General features: G+C 55.5%; 11 protein-coding genes and 1 tRNA gene. 9 read left to right on the top strand and 3 right to left on the bottom strand.

The annotated features are described in order from the left end of the window. The first annotated feature begins 30 nt into the window (after positions 1–30). Genes WG622_RS11375 through WG622_RS11360 form a run of 4 tightly spaced genes read left to right on the top strand, consistent with a single transcriptional unit; the run spans position 31 to position 8,321 of the window. Complete coding sequence (locus WG622_RS11375; protein WP_339403686.1) at positions 31–2,799, top strand: DNA methyltransferase; 2,769 nt, start codon at positions 31–33, stop codon at positions 2,797–2,799. After that, positions 2,796–5,609 carry a DEAD/DEAH box helicase gene (locus tag WG622_RS11370; RefSeq protein ID WP_339403685.1) on the top strand — a complete coding sequence of 938 codons (2,814 nt, stop codon included), beginning with the start codon at positions 2,796–2,798 and terminating at the stop codon, positions 5,607–5,609. The genes WG622_RS11375 and WG622_RS11370 overlap by 4 nt, the downstream gene beginning before the upstream one ends. Further along, entirely contained in the window at positions 5,606–7,618 is a 2,013-nt protein-coding gene (pglZ, locus tag WG622_RS11365) for a BREX-3 system phosphatase PglZ (protein WP_339403684.1), read from the top strand. The genes WG622_RS11370 and pglZ overlap by 4 nt, the downstream gene beginning before the upstream one ends. Beyond that, positions 7,599–8,321, top strand: coding sequence for a hypothetical protein (locus tag WG622_RS11360; protein ID WP_339403683.1), 723 nt, complete (start codon positions 7,599–7,601; stop codon positions 8,319–8,321). Before pglZ ends, WG622_RS11360 begins: the two co-directional genes overlap by 20 nt. Positions 8,322–8,805: 484 nt before the next feature. On the opposite strand, the gene WG622_RS11355 is transcribed toward WG622_RS11360, so the two are convergent. Next, positions 8,806–8,881, bottom strand: a tRNA-Lys gene (locus WG622_RS11355). A 135-nt stretch (positions 8,882–9,016) separates the two neighbouring features. Between WG622_RS11355 and dapF the strand changes: the two genes are divergently transcribed. Next, the gene (dapF, locus tag WG622_RS11350) at positions 9,017–9,829 is read left to right on the top strand and encodes a diaminopimelate epimerase (protein ID WP_339403682.1); all 813 of its coding nucleotides are present in this window, start codon (positions 9,017–9,019) and stop codon (positions 9,827–9,829) included. Further along, positions 9,826–11,085: a tRNA (N(6)-L-threonylcarbamoyladenosine(37)-C(2))-methylthiotransferase MtaB gene (mtaB, locus tag WG622_RS11345; protein ID WP_339403681.1), complete on the top strand. Its 1,260-nt coding sequence runs from the start codon at positions 9,826–9,828 to the stop codon at positions 11,083–11,085. Before dapF ends, mtaB begins: the two co-directional genes overlap by 4 nt. Here the strand turns inward: mtaB and WG622_RS11340 are convergent. Continuing rightward, complete coding sequence (locus tag WG622_RS11340) at positions 11,070–11,945, bottom strand: DMT family transporter (RefSeq protein ID WP_339403680.1); 876 nt, start codon at positions 11,943–11,945, stop codon at positions 11,070–11,072. The two genes, mtaB and WG622_RS11340, sit on opposite strands and share 16 nt — an antisense overlap. Before the next feature lie 67 nt (positions 11,946–12,012). Between WG622_RS11340 and WG622_RS11335 the strand changes: the two genes are divergently transcribed. Both WG622_RS11335 and WG622_RS11330 read left to right on the top strand, forming a co-directional pair. Beyond that, complete coding sequence (locus WG622_RS11335) at positions 12,013–12,651, top strand: glutathione S-transferase (RefSeq protein ID WP_339403679.1); 639 nt, start codon at positions 12,013–12,015, stop codon at positions 12,649–12,651. A gap of 72 nt (positions 12,652–12,723) precedes the next feature. Next, positions 12,724–13,326, top strand: a complete 603-nt coding sequence (locus WG622_RS11330; RefSeq protein WP_339403678.1) for a glutathione S-transferase — start codon at positions 12,724–12,726, stop codon at positions 13,324–13,326. A gap of 97 nt (positions 13,327–13,423) precedes the next feature. On the opposite strand, the gene WG622_RS11325 is transcribed toward WG622_RS11330, so the two are convergent. Further along, positions 13,424–14,092, bottom strand: coding sequence for an outer membrane protein (locus WG622_RS11325; protein ID WP_339403677.1), 669 nt, complete (start codon positions 14,090–14,092; stop codon positions 13,424–13,426). A 221-nt stretch (positions 14,093–14,313) separates the two neighbouring features. Here WG622_RS11325 and petA point away from each other — a divergent pair, with 221 nt between their 5' ends. Continuing rightward, positions 14,314–14,874, top strand: a complete 561-nt coding sequence (petA, locus tag WG622_RS11320) for a ubiquinol-cytochrome c reductase iron-sulfur subunit (RefSeq protein ID WP_209355150.1) — start codon at positions 14,314–14,316, stop codon at positions 14,872–14,874.

The following is a 14,874-nucleotide window of genomic DNA, read 5'->3' as shown; positions in this document are numbered from 1 at the left end:
CGCCAACCGTATATGAAATGAGACGAACCGATGACTGAACAATTGAAGATGGGTGGCGGCAAGAACGGCGGGCCGGTCGAATGCCTGGGTATGACGTTCCCGAACGATGACGCGCGCCGCGAGCATTTCCTGAAGCTCTTGGCCGAGAAGCTGAAAGAGCCGGAGTTCCGTGCTCAGGAAGGTTTTCCGCAAGGATCAGACGACGCTATTCTCGCCATGTCGGATCCGCCCTACTACACGGCGTGCCCGAACCCATGGTTCCGTGAGTTTGTTGACCACTACGGAAAGCCGTACGAACCGGACCAAGAATACTCACGGGAGCCGATGGCAATTGACGTGTCTGTGGGCAAGACTGACCCGATCTACAAGGCGCATTCTTATCACACTAAAGTGCCACATCTGGCGATTGTTCCATCAATTCTCCATTTTACCGAGCCCGGAGACATCGTGCTGGATGGCTTTTCCGGATCCGGCATGACCGGCGTGGCTGCTCAGTGGTGTGGCGCGGCTACTCCGACGTATCGTCATCAAGTTGAAATGGAGTGGAAAAGGGCTGGTATGGCGCCTCCGAAGTGGGGTGCAAGGCGAGCTGTTCTGAATGACCTATCTCCAGCTGCTACCTTCATTGGCGCGAACTATAACCTGCCATTCAATATCCATGAATTTGAGCTGGCTGGTAAGAAACTACTTGCTGATGTATGGCGCGATATCGGGTGGATGTATGAAACTAATGATCCAAAGACAAAAAAATCGTGTCGGATAGAGTATACTGTTTGGAGCGAGGTCTTTACTTGCCCGGAGTGTACTGGTGAAATAAATTTTATTGACGAAGCTTTAGACGAAAAGCGGAACAAAGTTCAATCGGAGTTCGACTGCCCCCACTGTAGTTCAAGTCTTAACAAATCGAAATTGGAGCGCGTCTATACCGAAGAGTTAGATCCTGCCACTGGCGGGAATTGGCGGCACGTTAAGTATATACCGACATTGATTTCGTACATCATTGATGGAAAGCGCAAGATTAAGCATGTCGATGACGACGACTTGAGTCTAATTCGAAAGATAGAAGATCTGCCGTACCCGAAAGATATACCTACCAAAAGATTTCCGATAGAGGAGATGTATCACGGGTCGCGAATTGATCCTAAGGGGTATTCCAGTATTCACCACTTCTTTATGCGGAGAGCGGCTCATGCTGCGGCAAAGCTTTGGTCGCAAGCTTCGTCTTGTCCAGACGCTCGGATGAGAAACGCTTTGCTGTTTTTTGTTGAGCAAGCAATTCAGGGTCTAACGATACTGAATCGCCATCACGTTATAGGAAAGGCGAACGTAAATCAGTGGCTGAATGGCGTTTATTATATTCCGTCCTTACATGAAGAAACGGCATACTGGCGAATTCTCGAGGGTAAGCTGAAACGACTTGTTGCCGCACTTTCAGTCAAGTTTTCTCGACTTGGCTCTGCATCAGCAACAACTGGGTCGGCGACAAATTTAGCGCTGAGCGACAATAGCATTGACTATGTTTTTACAGATCCACCGTTTGGTGAAAATATCTTCTACGCTGATCTTAACTTCCAACTTGAAGCGTGGCACGGCGTCGTCACCAGTGCATCGAATGAAGCGATTATCGACAAATTTAAAGGTAAAGGACTTCTTGAGTATCAACACTTGATGCATCAAGCATTCGCTGAATATTACCGGGTACTTAAGCCAGGCCGTTGGATGACGGTTGTTTTTTCAAATAGCCGAGCTTCGGTGTGGAATTCTATCCAAGTTGCTTTGCAGCAAGCGGGTTTTGTGGTGGCAGAAGTCAACTCCCTCGATAAAGTAAACGGGAGTTTCAGGCAGATTACTTCCACTACTGCTGTGAAACAGGATCTGGTTATTTCGGCATACAAACCCAACGGAGGCTTGGAAAAACGTTTGTCGGAGCGCGGGGCTGCACCTGAGTCCGCGTGGGACTTTGTTCAAACTCATCTGCGTCAATTGCCTGTCACCAAGGGGAAGAGCGGTATCCTCGAGATGGTCGTGGAGCGCGATCCGCGTCGCATCTACGACAGAATGGTTGCATGGTTTGTTCGCCACGATTTCCCCGTGCCGCTCTCCACTGAAGAGTTCTTGGACGGATTGCGTAGCCGTTTCACGGAACGCGATGGGATGATCTTTTTGTCTGAGCAGGTGGCAGAGTATGACCGCAAACGTGCCCGAGCTACCCAAGCTCCGCAGATGGAACTGTTCGTCTCGGATGAACGCTCGGCGATCGACTGGCTCACCGATTTCCTGCGTAAGCGGCCTTCCACCTATCAAGAGGTGCATCCCGAGTTCACCACCCAGGTCGGTGCTGGCTGGAAAAAGCACGAAGAGAAGCCCGAGCTCTCTGCGTTGCTTGAAGATAACTTCCTGCGCTTCGACGGGAACGGTGACGTGCCGAGCCAGATCCACAGCTATCTCTCGACCAACTTCAAGGACCTCCGGGGGCTTGAGAAGGAAGACCCGCGCCTGAAGGCAAAGGCGAAGGACCGCTGGTATGTGCCCGATCCGAACAAGGCGAAGGATCTGGAACAGAAGCGCGAACGCTCGTTGCTGAAGGAGTTCGAGGCTTACAAGACCGCGAACAAGCGCCAGCTCAAGGAGTCGCGCCTCGAGGTGTTGCGCGCCGGTTTCAAGACGGCCTGGGCTGCGAAGGACTACAAGACGATCATTGGCATAGCCGAGAAGCTGCCGGACGCGACGCTGCAAGAAGATGAAAAGCTCCTGCTCTGGTACGACCAGGCGCTGACTCGTACGGAGGCTGATGCGTGACGCATGGCTCCCAAGACTTTGGCATTGGCGCGTGGTGCTGGCATGAACGACATGCCGCACCCTGCCGTGTCGTGGACCGGGAGGAGATGTGGGGCGAAACCGCATACCGCGTCTGGCTCCCGGGCAAGGATGCCGTTGTCCGTGCCAGTTCTCGGGAGCTAGGGCCGCTCGACGCTGTCCGAACGACAGTGGATCAGATCCTGCACACGGCGGCCGCGGCAAAGCTCTTGGATGCACTGGAAGACAATCTGCTTCTGGCGCCGATCCAGTCGAGCGTCGTTCCTTTGCCGCATCAGCTCTATGCCCTGAACCGCGCCATGAGCCGGGATCGGATCCGTTATCTGCTTGCGGATGAGGTGGGGCTCGGCAAGACCATCGAAGCTGGTCTGATCCTTCGGGAGTTGAAGCTTCGCGGCATGGCCAAGCGCATCCTTGTCGTCGCGCCCAAGGGTCTGGTGCGGCAATGGCAGGCCGAGATGCGCCTGCACTTCGGTGAGAACTTTCAGTTCATCGAGCCGTCACAGCTTTCGGCATACCGTCAGTTCCGCGATGATGAGGAGAATCTCTGGCGGCTGCACGATCAGGCGATCTGTTCGCTGGATTCGGTGAAACCGCTCGAAGGGCGGCGCGGATGGAGCGCGGAGCAACTCAGCACCTACAATCGTGAACGGTTCGAAGACCTGATCTCGGCCAACTGGGACCTTGTGATCATCGACGAGGCTCACCGAATGGGAGGCAGCACGGATCAGGTTGCGCGGTACAAGTTGGGCGCGGCACTTGCCGAAGCCGCCCCGTACCTTCTGCTTTTGTCAGCCACGCCGCACCAAGGGAAAACGGATCAATTCCACCGTCTGATGCAGCTGCTGGATCGGGACTCTTTTCCCGATGAGAACAGCGTCTCGAGCGACCGCGTGCGCCCGTTCGTTGTGCGGACAGAGAAGAGGCTTGCGATCGATGCTGAAGGCAAGCCTCTGTTCAAGCCACGAATGACCCGCATTCAGGCTGTCGCCTGGCTTGACCGACACAAAGCACAGCAAGGGTTGTACGAAGCGATCACTGAGTATGTTCGCCACGGCTATAACCAAGCCATGGCATCGAAGCAGCGGCACATCGGCTTCTTGATGATCCTTATGCAGCGTTTGGTGACGTCCAGCACCGCAGCCATCCGTGCAACCTTGGAAAAGCGCCTCCTCGCCCTGGACGACGACCAGCGACAGCTTCAGCTCTTTTCCACCGAAGGTGTCGGAGACTGGCATGAGCTAACGGGTGATGACCAGATCGATATCGCCGTGGCGTTCGATGCCTTGGATGACGAGCGAAAAGACGTTGAGGCACTCTTGTTCCTCGCTCGTGAGACAGAGGCGCAAGGAACAGACGCAAAAGCCGAAGCACTCTTTGAGCAGATCTACAAGATTCAGCAGGAGGAAAACGATCCTGAACTCAAGGTTTTGGTTTTCACCGAGTTTGTTCCGACCCAGGCCATGCTCGCGGAATTTCTCGAAAGCAGGGGGTTCTCGGTTGCAACGCTCAATGGGAGCATGGACCTTGAGGCGCGTGGTCGCGCGCAGCGGGCATTCTCGAAAGATGTGCGTATCCTGATCTCGACGGACGCTGGCGGCGAGGGCCTCAATCTCCAATTCTGCCATGTCATCATCAACTTCGACATGCCGTGGAACCCGATGAGGGTCGAGCAGCGTATTGGGCGCGTGGATCGCATCGGGCAACCGCATATTGTGCGAGCCATCAATTTCGTACTCGAAGACACCGTTGAGCATCGGGTTCGTGAAGTTCTCGAAACAAAGCTCGCTGTGATCGCCGAAGAATTCGGCGTGGACAAAGTTGCCGATGTGATGGATTCGGTCGAGGCGGAGCCACTGTTCGACGAACTCTTTGTTCAGGGGATCCAAGAACCGGCATCGATCGAAACCGAATGCGATGCCGTTCTGACGCAGCTTCGATCCTCGTTGGCAGAGAACCGTAAGAATAGTGATCTGCTCGCCCACGGCCATGAACTAGAAGCCGATGATGCGCGCAAATGGCGAGACCATCCGGCACAGTATTGGCTGGAGCGCGCCATCACAACGGGACTTCCTGCGCGGGGGGGAGAAGCCAAGAAGGAAGGCGATACTTGGCGGATACGGTGGGCCGATGGCACAGAGTCATCTTCGGTGTGTTTTGATGCGCGCACCGCCGGAGATCGGCCCGAAGTTGAGTGGGTCACGCTGGAAGATCCAAGAGCGCAGTCTTTGATTGCAGATCTTCCGCGTTGCATTGCTGGTCAACCCGTCCCCGCCGTACGCATATCAGGTCTGCCTGATAGTGTGAAAGGCGTTTGGTCGCTTTGGGAAGTCAGTCTGGCAGCTGACGATTTCAGCCGCCGCCGCTTCCTATCCGTCTTCGTCAATGATGAAGGGCGCGCCTTCCAACCGACGGCAAAACGCATTTGGGATGTGCTTCTGACGGAGCAGATCGAGCCGATTGCTGCGCCTCAGATCGAGGCGCCGCGCGACTGGTTCGAGAGATCGAAAGGGGCTGCGGTCACGCAAGGAGAGCGGGTGTTCTCCGATCTTGTGACAGAGCACAAGGCCCGGATCGATGAAGAACGCGAACGCGCACTCTACGCTTTCGAAGCTCGACACCAGGCGATAGGCAGAGTGGGGCTGCAGACTGTTCGCGATTATCGGCGGAAGCGCCTGCAGAAAGAACATGAAGCTCGAATGGTGCAGCTCGATGCCGCGGCATCTTACTCGCCTGATCTCAATGCCCTCCTCGTGTTGCGAATTGGCGAAACGGTGGCTGGTGCACGATGAGTATTTGGGCTGATCGTATCCTGCGGGAGTTTCCCGCAGATCTGTCTCGCTTCTGGATCGCCTTGGATCCGGATGGCCTCCTCTTGGATGAGAACATTCTGCTCGGGCTTCGCGAACGCGATTTTGAGGTTCTCCCGTTCGAAGATTCTGTTTCGTTTAGAACCGAGTATGAAGAGCGTTATCGATCTGCATGGGATGTGGGTGAGAAAGGTACCGCTAAGGCACTCATCTTGCAGTGGCGGGGCGCGGACATCAACTCCCTCCCTTGGGACTACCTCAGGGCAGCACGACAAGTCAGCCTCAGCTTGGCTGATCTATTCCCCAACCTGAATTATGGTGTCGTCCGCAAGCTCGACTCTGAACACCATGAAGGGCTGTTCCAAGCCTACCAGGAGCATGTGACGCAGCTGCTCGGTCAGGCTGAGACTAAAAATTTTGTCCTCACGCACATCTTCAGGCTTAGCCCGTATCTTCTGAATCGACCGGAGGACTTCTGGCGAGAAGCTCTGCGGCTTCACTATCGCGGGGCTGGCCTTCCCAGCCTATTTGCAGACCATGTCGCAACCGTTCTTCGGGACACGTCCCTTGGAAGCCTTCCGATTAGTGAACTGCTTGCCTCAAAACCCTTTATGCTCCGCGCAATACAGGAATCTTGGGCGCGTTTCGTCGCAAAATATGGCGTTGAACCTGATGCCCGCGTCAGGGATCAGGAGTCGGTCAAAGGCCATGCGTTTGACGTGCCCTTTGATCACCCCGACGTAAGGGTGATCATGGATACCATGTTCCTCGAGGGAGCCCTTCAGCCTATTGAGGCAAGTGTCCGTCCTAAGCACCTTCCCGATTGGATACAGGTTGGTCTGATAGATGACCCTGAGGCACTTGCGCATTTGGTGTCGGAGGGAGCGAAAAGGAACGCAGCGAGTCTACCCTCGGAGGGGGCGTCGCATCGAGATTGGGTAGAAGCGGCACGGCGTCTTGGAGAACTCATCTACCGCTTCAACGAACTAAAGGCGGTGGATGCAAATAGCCTGCGGGGGCAGCTCCAGATCTTGCAAAGAGATGCCGATGCCCGCCTCAAGGATTGGGTACTTCAGCATTTTGCAGACTTGCCCTCGCTACCTGTCTCAAAGGCGCCAGTGATGGTTCATCACGTGCCGCGCTATCTCGCGATGCGCAGAGGCTTTGGCGAAGATCGAATTGCTCTTCTTGTCTTTGATGGTCTGGCATTAGACCAGTGGGCTCAGATCAGGGAACACCTGTCGGCCAAGCTTCCCGACTTTTCCGCCGACGAAGGTGGCTGCTTTGCGTGGCTGCCCACGCTAACCTCAATCTCTCGCCAGGCGCTCTTTTCGGGCCTTAAGCCACGGGAGTTTCAAGGCTCGATGGATACAACGGCGAAGGAGCCTTCTCTGTGGACTAAGTTCTGGCAGGAGAACGAGCTCAAGCAGCCTGAAGTCGTGTTCCAGAAAGGGCTCAAACACTCTGAACAATTGACAGGACTGGAAGAAGTGCTTTCGAAGCCTACTACCAAAGTTGCAGGCCTTGTTGTCGACATGGTCGATCAAATCGTCCATGGCGCAATGCTCGGGAAGCGCGGGATTGCGAGCCAAATTCGCGAGTGGTGTGATACCGGCTTCATCGAAACACTGTTTCAAATGCTATGTAGGCATGGCTACCATATCTACCTGACTGCTGATCATGGCAATGTTGATGCTGCGGGCATTGGACGGCTTAGCCAGGGTGTTGTATCAGAGATGAAGGGGGAACGCGTCAGAGCGTATCGCAGTGAGGACCTCGCGGCGTCTGTTCCGCAAGAGATCGATGCATTTCAGTTTAGCGGTCCAGGACTTCCGCCCGACTTCTTGCCCGTTTACGCGAATGAACGCGGCGCGTTTGTGCCCAAAGGGAACATGGTTGTTGCTCACGGAGGAATGGCGTTAGAGGAACTGATTGTGCCGTTTGTGAAAATAAGAATGAAGAAAGAAGAGCATGCGACCGACAGCGCCTAAGATAGGATTTGACCGTTTCATCCGCCTTGAATGGGCAAAAAGAGCTCTGGAAGTCAGAGCTGGTCTCACTGAGCTCGACGAGCTTGATGTTCTCCTGGATGAAGCTCACTCAGGCCCATCCGCCAAGAAAAAGACCAGAACCGTACTGAACCGCCTCTGGTTAGAGCCGCGGAAGGATCTGGAGCCTTTTGCTCAACGCGCCGTGGAACTTTTCCAATCGTCACCGTCTACATCACCAGCTGCCCTTACGTGGGGCATGGCCATAGTGACATATCCCTTCTTTGCCAAAGTGGCGGAAATCGTTGGCCGATTGACCTCGCTCCAAGGCGACTGCACCACCGCTGAAGTGCACCGTCGGATGGCAGAAATCTACGGCGAGCGCGAAGGTACGAGAAGAATGACCAACATGGTCCTTCAGTCCCAGATAGACTGGGGACTGCTAAATCGCAGTGACAACGGAAAAACCCTAACTAGGAAAAAAGCCATTGCCTTAGAAGAACCGGATCTAATGCGCTGGATGGCAACGGCCGTTCTTGAAACCGAGGGGCGTCCGATAGGTCTAGGGACACTAGACACCCAACCAGTGATCTATCCCTTCGGCCTCGGCGATAGTCTTGGTTTCGTGCTCTCAACCGCGGAAAATCTCGAGCTGCGTGCGGATAGCGCTGGCAACCAAATCGTTTCGCAGGTGATAGACGTTTAATCAAAGAAAAACTGTTTCTCATAATTCGAAACCAAATCTCCAGTAACGAATTGTGTGCACCGTGATGTCTGAAGAAATAGACGAGTACAAATTTCCCGGAGCGGTTTGTCTTAGTTGGCACGAATACCTAACAGCTTTTTGTTCTTTTGAGTTGTCAAGTTAGCCTCAATTCGACTTGAAAGTAGTGTTGTTTCACGACGTGGCATGCAAGCTTTGTTCTTGAAGAGTGAAATACGCGGCACAACATCGATTGTTTCAATAAAAAACGAAAAGCAATGAGACTCGTACCGGTCGGAAGTAAGCGACGCTGTATACTCACTATCCATATCCAAAATTTATAGCAGCGTCCCTGTGCTGAACTTGCTCGCTCAGGCACTCTGGTTGAATGAAGTCAAGCCTGCCACAGTTTAGTTGCCGTGGCTTCCATGTGGCTTCCAGTCGGAAGATGATCATCAAAGACATGCAGCTAAGTCTTTGAAAACAGTGGTGAGCCGTATAGGATTCGAACCTATGACCCACTGATTAAAAGTCAGTTGCTCTACCAACTGAGCTAACGGCCCACTTCGCTGTGCGTGAGGGGGCTTCTAAGAACAACGGCGGGGGGGGTCAAGCCATAAACGCACAAAAAATTACAGTGACTGGAATTAGTTGGCGCGCGGCTTTATATGCCCCCAGCGCGAGTCTAGGATGGGACTATGATCCAGTTTGAGAAAATGCACGGTTTGGGCAATGATTTCGTTGTCATAGACGCCCGAGAGCGGCCGGATGGGCTGTCTGAGGCCTTGGTGAAAGCCATCGCGCATCGCCATATGGGTGTCGGCTTTGACCAACTCGCTGTGATCGAAAAAGGGTCCGAGGACGCGCATCTGGTATTTTATAATGCAGATGGCTCGACCTCGGCGGCTTGCGGCAACGCGACTCGCTGTATTGCCCGCAAGCTGATGACGGAATCAGGGCGGGACGTGCTGACGCTCACCACCGAACGCGGCACGCTTTATGCCAAAGACGCAGGCGACGGGCTGACCTCCATCAATATGGGGCATCCGCAACTGGACTGGCATGAGGTGCCGCTCGCTCAAGAGATGGATACGCTGGAACTCCCGATTGACGGAGGCCCGACGGCCACCGGCATGGGCAATCCGCATTGCACCTTCTTTGTGGAGGATGCCGAGGCGGTTGATCTGGAAAAACTAGGATCTGGGTTCGAGCACCACCCGCTCTATCCTGAACGCACCAATGTGCAATTCGCGTCTGTGATCGGAGAGAACCACCTGCGTATGCGCGTCTGGGAGCGAGGCGTGGGCGTGACGCTCGCGTCGGGCAGCTCGTCCTGCGCAACCGCAGTGGCTGCCGCGCGTCGCGGACTGACAGGGCGTCAGGTTCAGATAGACCTTGACGGCGGCACCATTTGGATCGACTGGCGTGAGGACGGCGTCTGGATGACCGGGCCGACGATGACCGTCTTCCAAGGGGCTTTCACGGATGACTTTCTAGAGGCCTCCAAGTGAGCACGCCCCCCAAGTTCACGACGCTCGGTTGTCGGCTCAACGCCTATGAGACCGAAGCGATGAAAGAGCTCAGCCAAGAGGCTGGGATCAGCAATGCTGTGATCGTGAACACATGCGCCGTGACCGCCGAGGCCGTCCGCAAAGCGCGGCAGGAAATCCGCAAGCTGAGGCGTGAAAACCCAGAGGCGACTCTGATCGTCACCGGCTGTGCTGCGCAAACCGAACCCGAGACTTTTGCGAAAATGGGCGAAGTCGACCGGGTCATCGGCAACACCGAGAAAATGCAGCCGGAGACATGGAAGAACATGGCCGCAGATTTCGTGGGCGAGACCGAAAAGGTCCAGGTCGACGACATCATGTCGGTCACGGAAACCGCAGGTCATTTGATCGACGGTTTCGGCACCCGCAGCCGCGCCTATGTGCAGGTCCAAAACGGCTGCGACCACCGTTGCACCTTCTGCATCATCCCCTACGGCCGCGGCAATTCGCGCTCGGTGCCCGCCGGTGTTGTGGTCGATCAGATCAAACGCCTTGTGGACAAGGGCTTTAACGAAGTCGTTCTGACCGGCGTCGATCTCACTTCTTGGGGCGCAGACCTTCCGGCCCAGCCAAAACTCGGCGATCTGGTCATGCGGATCTTAAAGCTGGTCCCTGATCTGCCTCGCCTTCGAATTTCTTCAATCGATTCAATCGAAGTCGACGAGAACCTCATGGCCGCCATCGCCACCGAGCCGCGCCTGATGCCGCACCTCCATCTCTCGCTCCAACACGGAGACGACCTGATCCTCAAACGCATGGCCCGCCGCCACTTGCGCGACGACGCGATCCGCTTTTGCGAGGACGCCAAGAAGCTGCGGCCAGACATGACCTTCGGCGCTGACATTATCGCAGGCTTTCCAACCGAGTCAGACGCGCATTTCGAGAACTCTCTGAAGCTCGTGAAGGATTGCGACCTGACGTGGCTGCACGTCTTCCCTTATTCCAAACGCGAGGGAACACCGGCGGCCAAGATCCCGAGCCAGGTCTCAGGCCCAACCATCAAAGCCCGCGCCGCCCAACTGCGCGCTGCTGGAGAAGCCCAAGTCGCGAAGCACTTGGCAGCTCAGATCGGCAAAACCCACAGCATCCTCATGGAAAACCCGCATATGGGCCGGACCGAGCAATTCTCCGAAGTGCATTTCTCAACGCCCCAAATCGAGGGCGATATCGTCAAGGCCACCATCACTGGACAGGCGGCAAATCAGCTGACTGTGTGACGCTGCGCGCGCGCCTCTTGCAAGACTGCAATGAGGCCTGCCACGACGATCACCACCATTCCCAGGAACGCCAGCGTTCCGGGCACAACAGCAAAGACCACCGCATCTATGCCAAGCGCAAAGATCAGGCCAAAATAATCAAACGGCGCAAGTGTCGAGACTTTGACCCGTTTCACCGCTTCGACCGATAGAATATGGCCAAATGCTCCTAAAAGCCCTGCGCAGACCAACAGAAATAACGACGTCGAGGTCAGGCCGTTCCACCCAAATGGCCATGTGACAAGGCCCATTGCCATAGACGCCAGGGCAAAACTCAGGGAAATCGACGCTGCGCTCTCATGAGAGGACATACGCTTAACGTGAATGCGCACCATCGCCCATGTCAGCGCGAATCCCAATCCTGCCCCCATGCCAATCAGGCTGCCGCGCGAAAAGTCGGGACGTTCCAGCTCGGCCCAGAGCATCAGCCCAATGCCAAGCAGACCCAACATCGCTGCAACCACAAGCCAGCGAGTCATCCGCTCGCCTAGCAACCATGCGGCCAATGGCAATGAAATCAGCGGGGCGAGGTATCCTAGCGCCGATGCATTCGCGACCGGCAAAAAAGCCAGAGACGTAAATGAGAAGGCCATGGCGAGACCCCCAAGCAGGCCACGGATCGCATGGTTGCCAAGATGCTTGGGAACCAGACTCTGCGCCCCTCCAAACCGCAGGGCAAAGGTCACAATCACAAGGGTCGCAACGCCCGAGCGCCAGGCCATGATTTGCCCGACCGGCAAGGTCTTTGCCAGTTGGTGAATGATCGCTGACATGGCGGTGATGAGCGCAATAGCGGCCAATCGCAGAAGAATGCCCTGCATAAAGAGAGTGCCTTAAATTTGGGAGAAGACTATAGTCTCAGTTCCAACGCAGCCTATCTGGATCGCTATGACAACGCAAACTGACCTGCCCATCCTCTATAGTTTCCGCCGCTGCCCCTATGCCATGCGCGCGCGGCTGGCGATTGCGTCGTCGAAAACGCCCGTTGAACTGCGCGAAATCCTTCTGCGCGACAAAGCGCAGGCGTTTTTGGATACCAGCCCCTCGGCAACCGTGCCGTGCCTGAAGACTGAGGAGCAGGTTCTGGATGAATCGCTCCACGTCATGCTCTGGGCGCTTGAGCAATCTGATCCAGAAGGCTGGCTTGATATGCCACCTGAGGGTCGCGATCTCATTACCGAGGCAGATGGCCCCTTTAAGACGGCGCTTGATCGCACGAAATACCACACGCGCTATGGCTCAGATCCCGAAGAAGAACGCGCCAAGGCGAATGTGTTTTTAGCAAAACTCGACGCCCAAATTGGCGACAAAGCGTTTCTGTTCAAAGACACCCCAAGCCTTGCGGATATGGCGATCCTGCCTTTCGTGCGCCAGTTCGCCTTTGTGGACAAAACCAGGTTTGACGCAGAGCCCTTGGGCAACCTGAAACGCTGGCTGGAAAGCTTTTTGGCTTCAGAACTTTTCGCGCATATCATGCCGAAATACCCAGTTTGGTCGTCCGAGGATGCGCCGACTTTATTCCCTTAGCGCGACATCTGGTTGCAAATAGAGAACCTGCGTCGCAACCTGACCACAGCTTGATTTAATGAGGACCTCAGAATGAAACTTATTGGCTCGCCGACCTCTCCTTTTGTGCGCAAATGTGTGGTGGCTTTGAAAGAGCTTGGTCTGGATGACCAAATCGAAGTCCTCTCTGTTGCAACAACACCGCTCGCCTCAGCGCCCGAAGTCCTTGCGGCCAATCCCTTAGGCAAAATCCCAGCGCTCATCCGTGATGAAGGCCCGGCGATCTATGACAGCCGAGTCATCACGCAATTCCTAAACGCGCATGCCGAGGGCGACCTTTATCCCGAAACTGCGAAATGGGAACTCCTCACGCTCGAAGCGACTGCCGATGCGATTATGGAGGCTGCGGTTCTGATGACCTATGAAGCTCGTGTCCGCCAAGACGGCGAGCGCAGCGAAGCCTGGGTCGAGGCCCAATGGGGCAAAGCCAAGCGCGCTTTGGATGCGGTGGAGGCGCGCTGGATGAGTCACCTGAGCGGCCCACTCAATATCACTCAGATCGGGATCGCCTGTGCGCTGGGCTATATCGATTTCCGCCACGATGCCCGCCAGTGGCGCGAGGGGCACGAGACCTTGGCGGATTGGTTCGCCACGTTTAGTCAGCGCGAGTCGTTTCAGACAACCACGCCTTCCTGACTTCATCTTGCCCAAAAAACTCTGGGCGCAGCCCATGAAAAAAGGCGGTGTGCACAGCACGCCGCCTTTCGCAGTTTCAGACCAAGGGTCCGGACCATTAATACCGGTAAGTGATACCGATGTTCAGCGCATTGGTTATCAGGTTGGTTTCCAAGGTGCCGCCCGTGTCCAGATCAAAGGAATTGCTGGAATAGGTAAACTGGTACTCCGCATAGGCATCCCAGCGTTCATTCAATTCCATAGACACACCGGCTCCAATCCGCGCTGCCGGTCCGGTTACCTGATAGCCATATGTGCGCGCCAGACCTGTTGGCTGTGCATCCACATGCGGGATCGCCAAACCGAGACCTCCAGTCACAAATGGAGACAATCGCCCATCCCACCAGCGACCATCCCAACGGCGGCTGATGTTTGCTGTCAGGATATTGTGGCCGTCGGTAAATTCCAGACGGTTCAGACCAAGAGCGGCCAGATCTGCATCCGACATGTAGGCCTTGGCATGGGTCATTTCGACACCATACCCCCAGCCGCTTTCGCGCCAGTACATAGCTTTGACACCATAGTATGGCGGCGTTTCAAAGCTTCTGCCTTCCCAGGTGATCAGGCGATTCACATTCGTGGTGCCACCACCGTTGTTGAACGAGCCTGTTAGCCGGCTGTGAGGGGAGGTCTGCGCTCCGAGGTAAAAGCTGAGTTCGATATCCGCGGAGGCGGGGCCTGCGAGAATCACGGCCACGGCCGCCAAAACGTTGCGGAATTTTTTCATTTGACGGCCCTCAGTGTCCAAAATGAAGATTTTCTTGACTACATAGGGACAAATTCTAGCGCCCTCAAGCGCGACAGATCAACGCTCTAGCCCACTTATGGCGAATGTGCGCTGGACGCACCACAAACGCTTCGCTAATAAGCACCGAAGGAGAAGCTGCAGGAGACTGCGGCTGAGTCCCATATTGGCCGAATTCGGCCGCGAAAATTGGAGTAAACCACGTGTCCCACGTAGATGATCACGAAGGCACCCGGAGGGATTTCCTCTATTATGCGACCGCAGGCGCAGGTGCAGTGACCGCAGGCGCGGCCGTTTGGCCCCTCGTCAATCAGATGAACCCCTCCGCAGACGTCAAGGCTCTGGCCTCGATTCGCGTGGACACCTCTGGCATCGAGCCGGGCACGCAGTTGACTGTGAAATGGCTTGGTAAGCCGGTCTTTATTCGTCGCCGTACGCAAGAAGAGATCGATGAGGCTCGCGCTGTGCCTTTGGCGGACCTGAGCATCGATGCCGAGTCCCGCAACGACAACAAACCAGGCACCGACGCTGCGGATGAGAACCGTGCGATGGATGAAAACGGTGAATGGTTGGTCATGATGGGTGTGTGTACACACCTTGGCTGTGTGCCTCTGGGCGATGGCGCCGGTGACTTTGGTGGCTGGTTCTGCCCATGCCACGGCTCTCACTACGACACATCCGGCCGGATCCGCAAAGGTCCGGCCCCTGAAAACCTTCCTGTTCCTGTTGCCCGCTTTGAGGGCAGCGAACTGGTCCTCGGCTAA

This window comes from Cognatishimia coralii (assembly GCF_037478305.1).
Classification (GTDB): domain Bacteria; phylum Pseudomonadota; class Alphaproteobacteria; order Rhodobacterales; family Rhodobacteraceae; genus Cognatishimia; species Cognatishimia coralii.
This window is presented reverse-complemented; position numbering and strand designations above follow the sequence as displayed.